Origin of the sequence: Cerasicoccus sp. TK19100 (genome assembly GCF_027257155.1) — a bacterium.
Taxonomy (GTDB): Bacteria; Verrucomicrobiota; Verrucomicrobiia; order Opitutales; family Cerasicoccaceae; genus Cerasicoccus; species Cerasicoccus fimbriatus.
The window spans coordinates 142,451-159,538 of sequence record NZ_JAPWDU010000009.1; the positions used below are offsets into that span (position 1 = coordinate 142,451).

Consider the following 17,088-nt stretch of genomic DNA (forward strand, 5'->3'; position numbering starts at 1 on the left):
CATCATACCTCGAGGCAACGTACGGCGGTGACGAAGCACCGTCCTTGATCCACCGGACCCCTGATCGGGCATCGAAAAAAGTTAACTTTTTTTCGCGATCCTCTCTTAGCGCACCTGAAAACGCCTGATTTCGATGCTGCTTAGCAGCATTGAATGTTATTCAGCAGCATTGGGTAGCACTGAGCAGCATCCGTATGCCTCATTCTGCACGATTTTGGGCGAAAAGCAGGCCAACCGAAGCAATGGAGCAAACTGAAGCAACCGAAGCAATGGAGCCATTTACGGTTTTCACGCGCCTTGATAATATGAGCACGTCACTCGGGCGAAGGCGCCCGCCCAAGCGACACCAACTCAAATCACAACATAAAGTAACCCTCGAACCTTCACACGTTCGAACCTCCCAACCTAATCAAAAACATGAACACCAACACGCTTAAATACACCCTCAGCCCGAATCCGCTCACCGGCGATAGCTTCCGCGCGATCATGACGCCCGCCCGCGCCGTGGACATTGAGGGCATCATCAAACAAATGAAAATCCTCGGCTCCACCGTGACCGAGGCCGACATCCGCGCCGTCGTCACCGAGCTGCTCCGCGTCGTCGAGATCCAGCTCCTCGGCGGGCGCAGCGTCAACCTCGGCGGCATTGTCCGCCTGTGGTTTGGCATTCGCGGCGAGTTCGCCGACGAGCACGACTACTACGATGAGAGCCGCCACGAGCTCTACCTCCACGCCAACGCCGGGCTGGCCTTCCGCAAACGCATCCAAAACAAGATCGTCACGCAAAAGGTGGAAACCGTCGACCGCGTGCCGAAGCTCTACCGCGTGATCGACAAGGGCTCCGGCCAGGAGAGCGCCACCATCACGCCGGCCCGCAACGCCATCATCAAGGGCAAGCGCCTGAAGTTCAATGAGGACCAGCCCGACGAAGGCGTGTTCTTCATCAACCTGGCCGACCGCTCGGAAACCCGCGCCACGGAGATCACCCGCAACGACCCGCAGGAGCTCACGTTCCTCGTGCCGCCCGAGCTCCCCGCCGGGGCCGACTTCCAACTGGTCGTCCGCACCCGCGAACTCGGCACCAACGGACTCCGCTCCGGCGTGCTCGATGCGACCCTCAGCAGCGAAGCCCTCGCCGCCTAAACCGCAAAGCGCACCCACGGCCAGTCACGGACACCCCCCGCGAACCCGGCCATCACCAACGCTCCCGCCTTTCACCGGCGGGGGCGTTTTTTTTACGTTAACTGGAGGGCGATGCTCTGTCATCGCCGCAGTTGCCTCGTCGCGTTCACCATCAATACGTGCGGCGGTGACAAAGTACCGCCCTCCAGCCCAGCCAACCGCAATCGAAGGACAAAACCCCGCTTCTACGTCCCGCCCCCCATCGCCGAATCCCCATCGCTTTCGAAAAAGCATTAGGATCGTTTTCAACAACACACTACCATCTGTTGCCTCAACACATCGGGATGTGTTGTGTCATCACATTAGGTTATGTTGGTCCAACACATGAGGCTGTGTTGTTGAAACACATACGGATGGGTTGCCAAAATACCCATAGATCGTTTTGATGAAATGTATGAGCGCTGAATGGCAATTAATCGCCGCAAAGAATAACCCAATCAAATGGACCGGGGATCTCGACGATGACTGCACCGCCCGTTGGGCTGGCCTCATCCTCAGAGCCGAAGCAATGGATGACGATGTCTGGTGGTGGGCTGTTACTGACGAAGAGCAAAATCTGGAAATCGATTCGTCGAATAGAAAAAGCGTCATTACCCAAAACGGAAAATCCGCGAGACTTCAGGCAGAAGCAGCCGCCAAACAAAATCTGCTGGGTGAGTAGGTTATTTGTAGCTATAAACCAGAGGGCTCAACAGGCAAACATCATGTCGTAGGCAAGCCTAACCTATCGAAAAACGCTCTATTTCTTTCTTTTGCAGATAAAACAAGCTTATCAAATGAGATGACTTCAACGTATGCATTGTAAGTCTTATTGTAATGAAAGTAACCCATGCCGTCATGAGTTCTAGTCATATCCAAGATCTCGCATCTATTAATGACGCTTGGGGTCAAATCACACAACACGTAGCAAAAGCCTGGTAAGTTCTCGGCATTGGATAAGGGTCTCCCATCTTTTGTTGTAACTTTTCCTTCCCGTGCTCGCTTTAGATAGCCAAGGCACTGCTCAATTGGGTCTTTATCTTCACCAGGCTTCGCATCATTACGCATCGGCCGTTTAATCTCAATCACTGTTAAAGAACTAAATGGTGCAGAATCAGTCTCCGAAGTTAAAAAGGGATTATCATTGATATTCAATGCCATTAAATCTGGTTCCTTTTTACTGCTTGATCCAGTTATTGGAATTTTTTGGAGAGTCTTGTCAGAACCTAGATACTCATGAAATGCCAATCTTTCGTCAAAGAGCCAAAGGTTACAGCTCGCTGGAAGAGCTTCGTCCGTGTCCTTACGCATTGGCATAATAAGATTATGGATTAAATCTTCTCTTTCATAGGTCCCATCAACCTTTCTTTTTATTGCTTCACTAAACAGGTCCAAGATGACCTTCCGATGAGACACATAGTCAGCTAAATCAGAGGTTTTTAGATCAGTAGCTTTAGCAAGATACTCTCTTAAGCGATTAGAATAATCAGCCTCAGCCTCACCAAGCATTGGACTCATAATATCGTGTCCCTCCTCCAAAAGCTCGCTTTCCATCTCAGATAAGAATTTATGCAAAGCAATGTCCAAGTCCTTATCCGATATCTCAGGGTCAACGGCCAATTTGGACTCAGGAATTCTCTTAAGAATCGGCCTGTAGCGTGGAGCACGTTTCGAAACGAAATGATTAATTCGCTCTTTCGATTTCATTATGTTGGAATCTAAAAAACCAGAAAGTTGAGACTGAGCTTTTTCAATAACTTTTGAGCGAATATCGCTCATGCTGATTTCGATTCCCTGAAGCAACCCTTCATACTCCTCTTCTATATCAAAGCCGGTTCTTTCAGCTCTGACATTCTGGTCTAGGAATTCCGAAGTCACATAGCATACATACGTAAATTCGCCATCTTCATCATTTAGTTTACCAAATAATCCAGCAATTTTCCCATTGAGCTTCTCTTCCTTCACCAGCCTACTTCCGGCACAATATGCTATTGAGTGATTAAGGTGATTTGTCGACCGTATCCTGACATGATTGAACACAAAATCGACCTCATTAATCTTAGCCTGCTCCGCTATGGCAGAGTTTTTAATATGCTCGTGGTAGACACTATCTAGATTAATACTTTCACCTTCGTCCCATACATGAATTTCCGGACAGCCTCCAGATCGAATAAAATACCAAAGACAGTGTTCAAAAATCTGGGTGGCAATTGAACTGAGAGTCTTACGAGATGCTTGCTGATATTTTTTCTTAAACCCAAGGAGAGCCACTTGGGTTTCTCTTATTTCCGTATCATTTGCCTGTAATTCACCTTCGCCACGAATATCAGTCTTAGCAGAAAATGTAAATTTACGCTTATGCAACGCACCACCGCCATTTTGGTATACACTGTCTATTTTAACTTCTTCAAAAGCTTTCAGCCAAAGCAACCGGCCAACCCCTCGACATCCTTTATCTGCCTTGTGATCGCTATCAAGAGTCATAAACGACTCCATATTTTCTTGATTAAAACCAATTCCATTATCCTTAACTATAAAACCTCTAATGCTTGGAATGGCATCGCGACCAGGCCTTTTGGCATGCTCCTCAAACAGATCGGGCTCTAACTGATTGCGAATAATTTCGACATCAATCCTACCTTGATCCATAGTTACTTCAGTTTCTTCAATAGCATGAATTGAATTAACCACCGCTTCAAAGAGAGGTAGCAATCCCTCATGATAGGGTAATGATGTATTTCGGAGTCGGCCAGGAAGATTGGTTTTTACACTCATCTCCCGATACAATCATTAGATGTTTAAAAAAATTGCAACTAAATTACATAGGAGCAATAACCTATGCCAAATTTAAGCAGATGGCAGACTTACCGACCCAAATAATCCCGAATGCCGCAAGGGCTAATTTTTAGAATTACCTAATGCCAGCCAATACTTGGACCAAGCCCCAACTCTTAGTCGCGATGAATCTCTACACGCGGCTGCCGTTTGGTCTGTTCCATGCGAGGCAGCCGGAGATTGTGCGCGTGGCGGAACTGATGGGGCGGAGTCCGGGGGCGCTGGCCATGAAGCTGTGCAATCTGGCGTCGCTCGATCCGGCGCATCAGGCGCGCGGCGTCAGCGGCTTGAGCAATGCCAGCCGGGGCGACCGCGAGATGTGGGCGCGCTTTGAGCAGGATTGGACAGGCATGGCCTTGCAGTCCGAGGAGGCGTTTGCGGCGTTGGCGACAGAAGAGGCAGCGAACAGTGTTCGCGAACAAGCAAGCGACTTTACCGGCGTCACCGTGGCGAGCGAAGTCCAGCGCCGCGTGGGCCAGCAGTTCTTCCGGCGGGCCGTGTTAACGGCCTACGACACGCAATGCTGCATCACCGGCAATCCGGTTGGCTCATTGCTCACGGCCTCACACATTCAGCCCTGGGCGTCAGCCGCGCAAAACCGCCTGAACCCGCGCAACGGACTCTGCCTCGCCAAGACGCAAGACACCGCCTTCGACCAAGGCCTGATCACGCTCGACGAAGATTACCGCGTCGTGTTGAGCCAAGCGCTGGCCGACCACTTTTCCGTCCAGACGATCCAGGACAACTTTAAGCGTTACGAAGGGCAGGCGATCCGCAAACCCAGTCGCTTTGCCCCCGACCCGCAGTTCCTCGCCTTTCACCGGGAACAGGTCTTTGCGGCGTAAGGAAGGTTATTCGGGTGGTGGTCATTGGAGAATGGCCACAATGGAGGGCCGGTGCTTCGTCACCGCCGCGCTTCGTGGTGGGGCTATGTTAATCCGTGGGGCAATTTATTGTGGTGGGGTAATGTGCGGCGGTGACGAAGCACCGCCCTCCAGCGGGCAGGGCGTAAATGTTGCCGTGACGAAACGCCGCCCTCCTGAACCTTTCCGGGAATATAATGTGGATGAAAGACTCTAAACAGTTGGAATTTGCTTCAAAGCTCCTCGACGTTATGGTGTAAGTTCCGTTTCTTTTCACGACAGCCCACTATGCGAAACCTCCCTCATTCCTTTCTTTGTCTTTGTTTTATCGTTGTTGGCGCGTTGGCGCAGGGCGATTTGATCACCGGCACGGTGCAGTCCGGCGTGGATACGCCGACGCCGATTCCCAATGCCCAAGTGATTCTTTACGAGGCAACCAATGGCGCGCCGGTGGTGCGCGGTTCGGCAATTTCGGATGCCTCGGGGATCTTTGCCATCGACTCGGCGGTGCGCAAAACCAGCGGCACGTTTTACATCCGCGCCAAGCTCACTGAGCGCAACGAGTTTATCGCGCTGCTGGGAACGGAACTGCCGGCCAATGTAATCGTCAACGAGCTGACCACGGTCGCGGGTGCCTATGCCTCGGCGCAGCTGTCGGACGGGAGTCAGATTTACGGTTCGCCGCTGGCGCTAAGCATTGCCGCGGGCATGAGTGAGAATCTGGTCAACCACCAGACGGGCGATTCTGCCGTTGTCATGCTGGACGGGCCGAATTCTGACCAGACCAATTCTTTGCGCACCAAACGTTCGCTCGGCAATGTGTTGCATGCCTGTCTCGACAGTGCGGCGGTGACGACGGAGTTTTTGAACAAGTCCACGCCTTCTGGCTACCCGGCACCGGCCACGACTGCCATTGCACTTTCGCAACTGGCGCAACGCCCGGCCACGAACGCGAGCGATATCTTTACCTTGTCCTTGCTGGATCCGATTTATGACCGACACCTGACGTCGGCTGTCGAGTCGTGGGTGATCGCCGTGAAGGTCAACGTGTCGAACCCGATTGACCCCGCCGTGGATTTGTTTGGCGGGCCGGCGAACGTCGGTTTCGACTCCAAGGGCTACGCCTGGATCGCGAACAACGTGGTCCAGGGCACAGGGAACTCCACTGATATTTGCATGGTGCTCAAGCCGAACGGCAAACCCTCGGATGGCACGAATGACCGGCCGGTGTCGCCGATTCGCGGTCATGGTCTTCGCGGCGTAGGCTGGGGCGTCTCGGTCGATAGCAAGGACCAGGTCTGGTTTGGCAACTTCGGTTGGGGGCCGACGAGTGACGCCGATAACTACCCGACGCAGGCGCGCGAAGGTAACGGCAGCGTCGTCACGCTGACCGCCGAGGGGGATTTTCTTTCGCCGGAAGACGGTATTTACCAAGGCCCCCTGCGCGTGCAGGCGATTGAGCCGGACGCCGATGACAACATCTGGATCGCGAGCCTCGGCAACGACAGTTTGTTCTTCTTCCCCGAGGGCGATTCCAGCCGCTCGGTGGGCATATACCAATACACCAATGCCGGCCCGTTTGGCATCGGCATTACTCCAGATGGCGACGCATGGATGTCGAACTCCGGCGGTATCGCTGGCAAGTATCAGAGCAGTATTGCGCGCTTCGAGCTTAATGCCCAAGGCAAGCCCGAGCAGGTTTTCTTAAAAGAAATCGGCAATACCCTGAAGGTCGTCGCGTCCGACTCCTACGGCAACGCGTGGCTGGCCTCGCAGGGGGACAGCAAGGTGTATGTGTTCGCTGCGGATGCGACGGGGGATGACGATCCGATTGGCGCTTACACGGACATCGGCGGCTTGGATGGTCCTTGGGGTCTGTGCGTGGACGGTGATGACAACATCTGGATTGGCAACTTTGGCGCGCTGGAGCCGGGGCAATTTTCACATGGCCGTGTAACCCAGCTCGCCGGTGCGAATCCCGCTACCCGCCCGCCGGGCCTGAGCATGGGCGACCCCATGAGCCCGGATGTTGGCTTCCGCGTGGAGTCCGCCGGCGAACCCGTGAAGCTGGCCAACGGCGAGAACCTCTACGGACAGGAAGGCAATGGCGATGTTTTGAGCTACGCGCCGCAAATGCGCTCGACCAGCGTGCAGATCGACCGCGCGGGGAACTTGTGGACGTTTAATAATTGGAAGCCGCCATTCCTGAACGACGTCGAGGTCAATCCCGGCGGCGACGGCATCTTGATTTTTGTGGGCCTGGCGCCACCTCCAGCCAAGTATGCCGGCGAAGCCGATGCGGATACCGACGGCGATGGGCTGACCGACTCCTTCGAAGATCAGATCATTAACTTCGACCCGAATGACGACATTACGACTTATTCCGACGTGAATCCCAATGGAGACTTCGACGGCGACGGTTTGATCGAAACCACCGAGCAGGCTTACGGCTCCAGCCCGACCTCCACCGATAGCGATGGCGACTACTACTTGGACAAGGACGAGGTCGACATGGGCACGGACCCGACCAACAGCATGAGCCTGCCGATCAACACGCAAATGGTCGGCACGACGGAGTTCCAGTTCGACACGATTTTAGGTTACCTTTACCAGGTCCAGTTTACCGAAGACCTGCGCGTGTGGTTCAATTACGGCGAGCCCATCGTAGGCGACGGCAATACGACGACGGTCGAGGTGCCGTTCGTTGGCGGCGGCAACAACAGCGAGTTTTACCGCGTGGTGGTTCGCCCGCCAGTGGAATAAATTTCCAGCGGTTCAGCGCGAAGTCGAAGTCTGCAGGGTTGAAAGCTTCACCGTGTTGTAGGCAGAGGTCAGTGGGCCGAGTTTATCGGTCTTGGGCTGTTGGGGGAGGGTGATGCGGAACGTGGTTTTGACCTCGGGCGTACTGGTGACGCTGATCTTGCCGCCGTGGGCTTCCACGATTGCTTTGGAAATGGCCAGGCCGAGGCCCACGTTGTTGTGACGGCTGGTGTGGGAGCTGCTTTCCTGGAAAAAGCGGTCGAAGAGCTTTTCGAGGTTTTCTTCCTGGATGCCTTTGCCGTTGTCGCTGACCTCGATGATCGCGAGGTCGCCCTCGAACCACCCGCTGAGCACAATGGTGATGGGCCGGTTGTTGTGCTGGATCGCGTTATTAACGAGGTTGGTCAGCACCTGTTCCAGGCGGAAGGGGTCGCAGCGAATGACGCCCGAGGATAGGCTGGTGCGCAGCTCGCTGCCGCGCTTGTTGGCATAGGCTTCGAGTTCCTCAGTCAGCTCCAGGAGCATGCCCTCGAGTGGCAGCTCCTCGTAGTCCAGCTTAGCGCGGCCGGAGTCAAAGCGTGATAGTTCGATGAGTTGCTCGGTGATGCGCTGGATGCGCTCGGCGGATCGCGCACAGACGGTGAACAGGCGCTTGTATTCCTCAGTGGTGCGCTCGCGTTTGAGGCCCAGTTCGATCTGCGCCATGAGCGCGGTCAGCGGTGTGCGCAGCTCATGCGAGGCGTCGGCCGTAAAGCGCGCCTGCCGGTTCATCAGGTTTTCCATATGTTGGAAAGACTCGTTTAGGTTGTCGACGAGTTCATCGAACTCCCGCGAGTTGCCTTTGGTGGACTCCGGGATGCGGACCGTCAACACGCCATCAGCAATCTGGGCCGCCACCCCTTCCACATGTTTGAGTGGGCGCAGTGAGCGCGACACCTGCCAATAGCTCACGGAAATGCCGACCAGAAAAATGCCTGCCGTAACTAAACCGATCTGTAGCTTGAGTATGTTTAGCTCGGCAAAAATCGGTGCGAGATCTTTCCCGACGAATATGTATCCACTCGGGTTACTGTGGATGAGTTCGCGGTAGGCACCATCGCGGGTTCGGTGGAAGTAGCCGTGCCCGAGTTCCGGGGGTAAGCTGGCACCGTCGGGAAAGTTGGGTGTCTGGATAATTACCGCTCCGCTTCGCCTGCCGGTCACCTGCGCATAGTATCCTTCATCGGCATAGGCTTCTGCAAAGGCCTCCGCCGGATCACCGTTATGCAGCCGGAGTGTGTCAACGGGGTTCGAGCCTTCTGAGAGCTCCCAGCCGAGCGCCTTAGCGCTTTCGGGTAGCTGTTCCAAGCGGTCACGGGGCTGCCGTTGGCCGCGGGGTGCGCGATTACCGCGCGGGCCTTGACGCTGTTCGATATTTAGCGCCTCACCCATCAGCGGCGGCACTTTGATGTCGAGCATTTGGTCGACCTTCGCCATGCGTTGCGCCTTCTCGTAGAAGTAAAATCCCGTGCCCAAAACAGAGAGCACCACACCGAGAATCAAGGTGTGCCAGAGCTGGATTTTCCACTTGAGAGACAGGGGCATCGGGCAGCCTTATTGCTTGGGGACGATGTAGCCGAGGCCCCGGCGATTTTGCAAAAAGTCTTTGCCCAGCTTACGCCTGATGTGATGTACCTGCACGTCGATCACGTTGGAGAGCGCCTCCTCGCCGTCGCCGCTAATGGCTTCGGTCAGCTCGTTGCGCGAGACGACTTTGCCCGCGTGCCTCGCCATGTAGGCGACGATTTTATACTGCGCGGCGGTCAGCTTGACGGGCTCGTTGTCGAGGAAAACCGTGCGGTCGGCGATGTCGATAAACACGCGGCCGAGGTCGATCTGATTTTCCGCCAGGCCGACGGAGCGGCGGGACAGCGCGCGAATGCGGGCCAGCAGCTCGCGGTCGTTGTAGGGCTTGGCCAGGTAGTCGTCGGCCCCGCTGTTGAGGCCTTTCACGCGGTCGTCCACGTCGTTGAGTGCGGTGAGCATCAGCACCGGCGTGGTCTTTTGGCGGCGCAGCTTTTCAAGGATTTGCCAGCCGCTCATTTCGGGCAACATCACGTCGAGCACGATGACGTCGTAATCCCATTCCTGCGCGCGATAGAGCCCCTCGGAACCGTTGTCCACGGCGTCAACCGCAAAGCCCTCTTCAGAGAGCGTTTGGACCAGACCGTGCTGGACATCGTGGTCGTCTTCTATGACAAGAATTTTCAAAGCAATTAGCGTTTGCATACTAAGAATAGTAGCATGCGAACCATTAACAATGCCTTAATTGTTGGGGTTTCAGGCATTAGCCAATGAACAATTTCCCTCAGTGCTAGCTACAACGGTGCCAAGTTGGATCAGCGGGTATTGATGATCGGCGTTAATGCAGTGTTAATGGTTAATGCAGTAGTATTCTACCGATTGCCATGACTATGAATCGATTTCTTCCAACGTTCCTTAGCCTGCTATGGCTGGCGGCGGCATCGCTGTTGCAGGGCCAAACATTTATCTCGGATGTCACGCCCAGCAGCGCGGCGACAGGCGCAAGCGCGCTCACAGTCGACATCACCATGGGCGGCATGCCGCAACCGCCACCGGCGGACCGGATGCCTACCAGCGTAACGATTGGCGAACTCGCCGGGACCAACTTCAGTCGCGACAACCGTAATCATGTCGCAGCGACTTTTGACATCCCCGCTGACATGGCCTTGGGCGACTACGACGTGACCGTCGTTTTCACCACGCCGATGGGCGAGTTGCAAATCATCGCAGAGGCAGCATTTTCCGTCACCTCGGAGGACGCGCCACCGGTCATCACGGAGCAACCGCAGTCAGCCAAAGTTCCGGTTGGCCGCGCGATTACTTTTCGCTGCCAGGTTAGTTCGACGAGCGCCGTGACCTACCAGTGGTACCATCGCAACGTGGTGTTGGAGGGCGCGATTAGCGCGTCGCTGACCATTGATCCCGTCGAAGGCCTCAACGGTGGGCCCTACTACTGCGTTGCCACGAACGAGTTTGGCACCGCGGAGACGAACACCGCGTTCCTGGAGGTTTTCAGTGATGCCTACCTCCCGGTGTATGCGATTGTCGACACCAACCAAACCCGGACTTATGACGACGTGGACTCGATTGCGCAGCCGGTCATTGGCGAGCCCTTTATCGGTCAGGACGGCCAATACACGGGCAATGTGCCCTTCTACTGGCCCAGCGACGACGGGCTGACCGTTTACGATAACATCACCCGGCTCACCTGGACACAGACCACCGATACCAACGGCGATGGCGAGATCGACATCAACGACAAGATGACACTGCAAGAGGCGCAGGCTTACGTTGACGAATTGAATGCGGAAACCTACGGCGGCTTCGACGACTGGCGGCTGCCGTCGATCAAAGAAATTTATTCGCTAATGGACTTTTCCGGCGTCGACGCCAGCGGTATGAGTCAGCAGAACGTGCGGCCGTTTATCGACACGAATTTCTTTGCCTTCGGCTACGGCGATGTGGACAACGGCGAGCGCGTTATCGACGCACAGTACGTTTCCACCACGCAGTATGTCAGCACGGTCTTCGGCAATCAGCAGGCAGTCTTTGGGCTGAACCTTGCCGACGGCCGCATCAAGGGATACCCGCTCAATCTGGATTTCTACGTGCTCGCCGTGCGCGGCGGCATGGGCTACGGCGTGAACCAATTCGTCGACAACGGCGACGGCACGATCACCGATCGCGCGACCGGCCTCATGTGGCAACAAGCCGACAACGGCGAGGCGATGGGCTGGGGCGAAGCGCTCGACTACGCCTTCGATCTGGAGCACGCAGGCTACCGCGACTGGCGTCTGCCCAACGCCAAGGAGCTGCAGAGTATCCTCGATTACACGCGCTCACCGGACACCACCAGCTCGCCCGCGATCGACCCGCTCTTTACCCTGACGGCCATCACCAATGAAGCCGGGCAGATCGATTACCCGTGGCTGTGGACGAGCACCACGCACCTCAACACTGCGGAGTCTCCCGCCGCGCACGCCGTGTATTTTTGCTTCGGCCGGGGTATGGGCTACTTCAATGACGAGTGGCTAGATGTGCATGGTGCTGGCGCGCAACGCAGCGACCCCAAAAGCGGCGTGCTGGCAGACTATCCTTACGCGCCCGATGGCTACTACAATGGCAATGCCGGGCAGGGCGACGCGATCCGCATCGATAACTTCGTGCTCTGTGTGCGTGGCGGGGCGCGGCCGCCCTTCGCTGATGCCGACGAAGACGAGTTGCCCGATTGGTATGAATACGATTACACCGGCGCTGCGACATCAATGGAGCCCGGCGGTGATGACGACGGAGATTTATTCACCAACCTACAGGAGTTCCGCGCCGGCACGTTTCCTGACGATGCGCAGTCATTCATCAAGACAATCGGCATCACCAACGAGGACGGCAGCGTGACCTTCCGGTGGGCTTCGTCTCTGGATAAATTCTACCGCGTTTATGAGTCGACCGACTTGGAGGAATTCACGCCGGTAACGGATCCGATCCTCGGCGCGCCCCCGGTTAATGAAATAACACTGGTGCCGGATACACTGCCTACGTTCTACCGCGTGCAAGTTTCACCACCTCCCAGTGCAGGTGGGCCGGGAGAGTAGGATGGTGTAGCATAGGCGTCTCGCCTGTGCGCTAAACAATCTCATTTCTACTCGTAAAAAATTCGACGCATCGAGCACAGGCGAGACGCCTATGCTACACGTATTGTCCGGCCAGCATTGCGGCTGTGCTTTCGTCGAGTTGCTCGCGGCGGCGGATTTCCTCGAAGCAGTCGAGTAGGTCTTCCACGCGCAGGCGCTTCTTTTCCGGGCCGGAGAAATCATAGGCCGCCTTGCCTCGGTTCATCATGATGATGCGGTCGCCGAGGTTGACGGCTTCATCCGCAGCCATCACATTCTGCTTGCGCGTAAGGGATCGAGGCAATGAACTGGCAATGCCCGAAAGCGCAGCGGCATATTATTCACGCCAACGCAAACACCACTTCAGGCTCGCTATGATTCTCAACGCCATGCTCCAGCGGCTCTACATGAGCCTGCAACGCGGTCCCTGCTTGAATGCCCGTCCGCACAATTCGCGTCAGCGGGTCGATCTCACGCAGTTGGCACATTTTCAGGGTTTGCCCGTGGATGAAATTCTGCCCGCGCTCCTCGGTGAAAAGCGTAACGTCACACTCCCGGGTAACGTTCCTCTATTCCGCAAGCCGGACTACCCCGAGAGCGAATGGTCGGACGAGCAAAAGCGCCACGCCCGCCAATATGAACAGCAGAGCCGCCTGCTCAAGAAACTCCACGACATCGCCAACGACGCGCAGGAATACATTAACGACCACGGCGAGAGCGCGCTGTTTCTGGGCTTCCCCATCGTCTCCCTACCGCCCCGATCCGGAGATGACACATTCCGCAGTTCGCGGGTGCTGGCGCCGCTGGCCTTTGTCCCGATCAATCTCTCCGTGCGCAAAGGGGCCAACCCCGGGGCGACGCTGACCGTAGTCGGCGAAGGCGCGGATTTGCTCATTCCCAACCCGGCCCTACTGGCGTGGATTGAGAAAGAAACCGGACATGACGTGCCCGAGCTCTTCGAAGACGAAACCGGCGAGGTGCCGGATCAGGAGTTCGCCGAGATACTCGCCTTTGCCCAAAAAGCGCTGGCGCTCGACGGTGCGGTGTTCAACTTTACCACGGCCTTGTCCGCAATCCCCAAGGCAGACGCGCTTCCCGAGAAAGCCGCACTGCTGCCGGGCGCGATCCTCGGCCTGTTCCCGCTGACCAACCCCGGCCTCATGCGCGACACCAAATGGATGATCGCCAACGAGGGACAACTCAGCGGCCCCATCACGCGCTATCTTCACCAGCAGGCGCTGGCGGTAAACGAAGATGAGCCCGACACACGGGAGCCGGAATTGCCCGAGCAGCATCCCGGCGCAGCCGCCAAAGAGTTTGCCCACGAGTATTACATCGCGCCGATTGACCCCAGCCAGGCCGCCACGGCGGACGCCGCCCGCAGCGCGAAGGCGCTCGTCATCCACGGGCCTCCCGGCACCGGCAAGAGCCAGACCATCACCAATATCATCGGTGACCACCTGGCCCGGGGGCAGCGCGTGCTCTTTGTCTGCGATAAACGCACGGCGCTCGATGTCGTCATGCACCGGCTGGACCACTACGGGCTCGGCCACTTGTGTGGCATTATCCACGATCCCGCGCGCGACCGCCGCAGCCTGTACATGGGCCTGCGAGAACGCATGGAGGCGCTGGTGGACAATGCGCCGATCCCGAACCCCGGGCGCAAACTCCAGCGCGTCAACGAACGCCTGACCGAGCTAAACGCCGAGCTGACCCGCTACTTCCAGTTGCTTCACCATCATGACGATCAGCGCGAAAACAGCTTCCACGAGTTGGTGGGCCAGTGGTTTGCCTATGCGCGGCGCTCGACCGGTTTCCTGGCCGAAAACGCAGGCCCGGCCCTGGGAATCGACGAAATTCGCCAGCATGAAACCGACGTGAGCGAGGTCATGCTCCGCGCCGTCGACGCACGGCTCAGCGGCAACCCATTCTTCGAAAACACAGTGCTAACGCTGCAGCAATATTTCCAACTCGGCCAAACGCACATCGAGGAGCAACTGCAACCCTTACACGAGCTCGCGTCCTCGGTGGACCAGCATCTCTGCGACGGGCTCCCCATCCTGCACGCCGAGGAAACACTCTCCACGCAAGCCGACCAGCGGGACGCCCTCCATGCAGCGCTGATCACGATCACGACCGAGGGCGATGCGCCCCTGGCGGCAACGCTGGTCGCGCTCAGCCCCGAAGCAAGCAAGGCGCTCATCGCCGAGCGGCCCAACATCGAATCACTGGCGCCACACGTGCGTGAAGACCTCAATCGCGAATGGGTGCTGATGCTTTCCAACTCCCTGCCGAGCCTTAGCGACGCGATGCAAGCTCTTGTCGCGCTCGAAGAATATGCGGCAACCAAGGGCAGCTTCTTCCGCTTCCTTCAGTTTAAGAAAAAGGCCGCTGCGCAAAAAGTGTTGCAAGCTATCGGCGCGACGATGGGCGATGAGAACATCGACCGTGCCATTGCTTTTTATCAGGGCGTTCGCACTCGTTGGCTCTTGGCGGACACCGTTAGTCGCCTCTGCGCAGCCGCCATCGCTGGCAACGATAACGCCGCTCTTCGCAGCGCATTGACAACGCTGGAGCAGTTTTTCGCCATTGTCGAAATCTGCGAAACCAACGCCGCCCAGCCGCTCTGGCCATTGGTCAGCGACGCCTTGGGAGATCCCGAAAAGACCACTGCCATCGCCGGGCTCCTGCAGGCATCCGCAAACCGTGCACGAGCGCTAGAAGATTTTCTCCAGGCACTGCGAGCGACTGCGCTCTTCAACGACGCGTGCCTGCAATCCGTTGACCAGGCCATTCGCCGCAACGATCGCGCGGACTCCATTACCAGCTCTTGGCTCGAGTATGTTGGCGCGTTGGAATCCTTGATTCGTTTGGAAGATGCGCTCGGCCGAATGCCCGCTGCGCTGCAATCGCCCGTGCGCGAGCTGGCCCTGCACGAACTGGACGCCGAGAAGGCAATGGTCGAGCTGCAGCAACTCGCCCACCGCAATGAGATCAACCGTTACGTTGAACAAGAGCCCGACCTGCTCCGCATCGACTCCGCGCGCATCAACGCGGCCTTCGAGGAATATGGCCGCCGCATGGCTGAGAAGCAGGACCTTGTCCGCGAATACATCACACACTTTTGGGACAAACGCCAGCGGGAGCAACTGCTGGTTTCCACCGGTTCGCGAATGAACCCCAATGGCGCGGCCCTGCGTAACCGCCTTTACGTGCGCGGTAAAAAGGCGTTGAAGCTACGCCAGATGATTGCCACTGGCAAGAGTATCGAAGGCGGTGACCCGTTGTTTGACCTGTGCCCGGTGTGGATGGCCGGTCCCTCGACAGTGGCGCAGATTTTCCCCAGACGTGAGATGTTTGACGTCGTGGTGTTTGATGAGGCCAGCCAATGCCGATTGGAGGAGGCCATGCCGGTGCTGCTGCGTGGCGCACGTGTGGTGGTGGCGGGCGATCCGAAGCAGCTTCCTCCGACCCGCTTTTTCGAGAGCAACGTCGCCGAGTCCGACGACACCGATGCCGAAACCATCGAAGAGCTGGCCGAGCAACAAATGAGCGAAACGGAAGACCTGCTTTCAGCCTCGTTGAACCTCGACGTTGAAGAAGCGTTTCTCGATGTCCACTACCGCTCGCGCAGCGAGGCGCTGATCGGGTTTTCCAACGAGGCGTTTTATGGCCGCCGGCTGCAACCCATTCCGGGACATCCGCGCAACAAAGCTCTGCAGGCGCCGCTAAAGCTGACTCCAGTCAATGGCGTTTATCAGGAGCGCACCAACCCGGCCGAAGCCATTGCCGCGGTGGAACGCATCGCCGAGCTGCTCGACGACGAGCACCCGCCCAGTATCGGCGTGGTGAGCTTTAACATCAACCAGCGCGACCTCATTATCGAGGTGCTGGAGGAGCGAGCTGAGCAGGACCAAGCCTTTGCTGAGCGTCTGGCCGAGGCCCGCGTGCGGCGCGGCAAAGATTCGTTCGAAGGTCTCTTTATCCGCAACCTCGAAAGCGTTCAGGGCGACGAGCGTGACCACATCATCATTTCCACCACCTTCGGGCCGGATGCCGAGGGCAAGTTTCGTCGCAACTTTGGCGCGCTGTCCCGCGTGGGCGGAGACCGTCGTCTGAACGTGCTGGTCACGCGGGCACGGGCGGCGATTCATGTGCTCACCTTCATCCCCGCCATCGAATACCGCTCCGCACAAATGCCCGAGCCGGGCAAGATCACCGGCCGCCATCAGCTCTATGCCTACCTGCGCTATGCGGAGTTTATCGAGAACCAATTCGAGTCCTACCAGGACTACCTCGAAACGCTCAAGCAGGACGCAAAAGCCGTTTGCGACGTGATCGAAACCGACGAGCCTAGCACACTAGCCTTCGAGACCGGTATGACGCTGCGCGACCAACACCAGATCGGCAGCACGGTCCACTGGGGCAACAGCGGCTTTTGTGTCGATGTCGCGCTAACGCATCCGCAGCTTCCCGAGGATGTCACCCTCGGCGTGCTGATCGACTTTAACCGCTTCCGCAAAACGCCGGACCCGATTGCTTGGGAATACTTCCGCACCGAGGTGCTACGCAGCCAAGGCTGGAACCTGCGCCGCGTATGGAGCCCGATCATTGCCCGCGAGCCGGCCAAAGCCATCGAACAACTCGCCAAAGCCCACGGAGAAGTATCGACCGACTAGAGTGCGAACACTTTGAATTGTGCGTTGATCGACATGTCCATGGAGCAACTGTCTTTGTTTTGGCTCATGCTATTTTATAGTTTGGGTTTTTGATGATGGCGTTGAGCATGATGATGA

Annotated in this window: 10 protein-coding genes; 6 read left to right on the forward strand and 4 right to left on the reverse strand. The window is 56.9% G+C overall.

Annotated elements, in window-relative coordinates; genetic code table 11:
* Window positions 1-417 precede the first annotated feature (417 nt).
* Complete coding sequence (locus O3S85_RS19940) at window positions 418-1,143, forward strand: DUF4469 domain-containing protein (RefSeq protein WP_269542912.1); 726 nt, start codon at window positions 418-420, stop codon at window positions 1,141-1,143.
* Between the two features lie 433 nt (window positions 1,144-1,576).
* On the forward strand, window positions 1,577-1,843 hold the full coding sequence (locus O3S85_RS19945; RefSeq protein WP_269542913.1) for a hypothetical protein: 267 nt from the start codon (window positions 1,577-1,579) through the stop codon (window positions 1,841-1,843).
* 41 nt (window positions 1,844-1,884) lie between these two features.
* Here the strand turns inward: O3S85_RS19945 and O3S85_RS19950 are convergent, their stop codons facing one another.
* Complete coding sequence (locus O3S85_RS19950; protein WP_269542914.1) at window positions 1,885-3,936, reverse strand: ATP-binding protein; 2,052 nt, start codon at window positions 3,934-3,936, stop codon at window positions 1,885-1,887.
* 143 nt (window positions 3,937-4,079) lie between these two features.
* Between O3S85_RS19950 and O3S85_RS19955 the strand changes: the two genes are divergently transcribed.
* Together O3S85_RS19955 and O3S85_RS19960 are read left to right on the forward strand one after the other, a co-directional pair.
* Window positions 4,080-4,841, forward strand: coding sequence for an HNH endonuclease (locus O3S85_RS19955; RefSeq protein ID WP_269542915.1), 762 nt, complete (start codon window positions 4,080-4,082; stop codon window positions 4,839-4,841).
* A gap of 306 nt (window positions 4,842-5,147) precedes the next feature.
* Entirely contained in the window at window positions 5,148-7,622 is a 2,475-nt protein-coding gene (locus O3S85_RS19960) for an NHL repeat-containing protein (RefSeq protein ID WP_269542916.1), read from the forward strand.
* A gap of 12 nt (window positions 7,623-7,634) precedes the next feature.
* Here O3S85_RS19960 and O3S85_RS19965 read toward each other — a convergent pair whose 3' ends face one another.
* Window positions 7,635-9,203, reverse strand: a complete 1,569-nt coding sequence (locus O3S85_RS19965; protein ID WP_269542917.1) for a sensor histidine kinase — start codon at window positions 9,201-9,203, stop codon at window positions 7,635-7,637.
* Window positions 9,204-9,212: 9 nt separating this feature from the next.
* Window positions 9,213-9,887, reverse strand: a complete 675-nt coding sequence (locus tag O3S85_RS19970; protein ID WP_269542918.1) for a response regulator transcription factor — start codon at window positions 9,885-9,887, stop codon at window positions 9,213-9,215.
* Between the two features lie 185 nt (window positions 9,888-10,072).
* On the opposite strand from O3S85_RS19970, the gene O3S85_RS19975 reads away from it, so the two are divergent.
* On the forward strand, window positions 10,073-12,274 hold the full coding sequence (locus O3S85_RS19975; protein WP_269542919.1) for an Lcl domain-containing protein: 2,202 nt from the start codon (window positions 10,073-10,075) through the stop codon (window positions 12,272-12,274).
* 94 nt (window positions 12,275-12,368) lie between these two features.
* Here the strand turns inward: O3S85_RS19975 and O3S85_RS19980 are convergent, their stop codons facing one another.
* Entirely contained in the window at window positions 12,369-12,596 is a 228-nt protein-coding gene (locus O3S85_RS19980; RefSeq protein WP_269542920.1) for a hypothetical protein, read from the reverse strand.
* Window positions 12,597-12,666: 70 nt separating this feature from the next.
* Between O3S85_RS19980 and O3S85_RS19985 the strand changes: the two genes are divergently transcribed.
* Entirely contained in the window at window positions 12,667-16,971 is a 4,305-nt protein-coding gene (locus O3S85_RS19985) for an AAA domain-containing protein (RefSeq protein WP_269542921.1), read from the forward strand.
* Window positions 16,972-17,088: the final 117 nt, after the last annotated feature.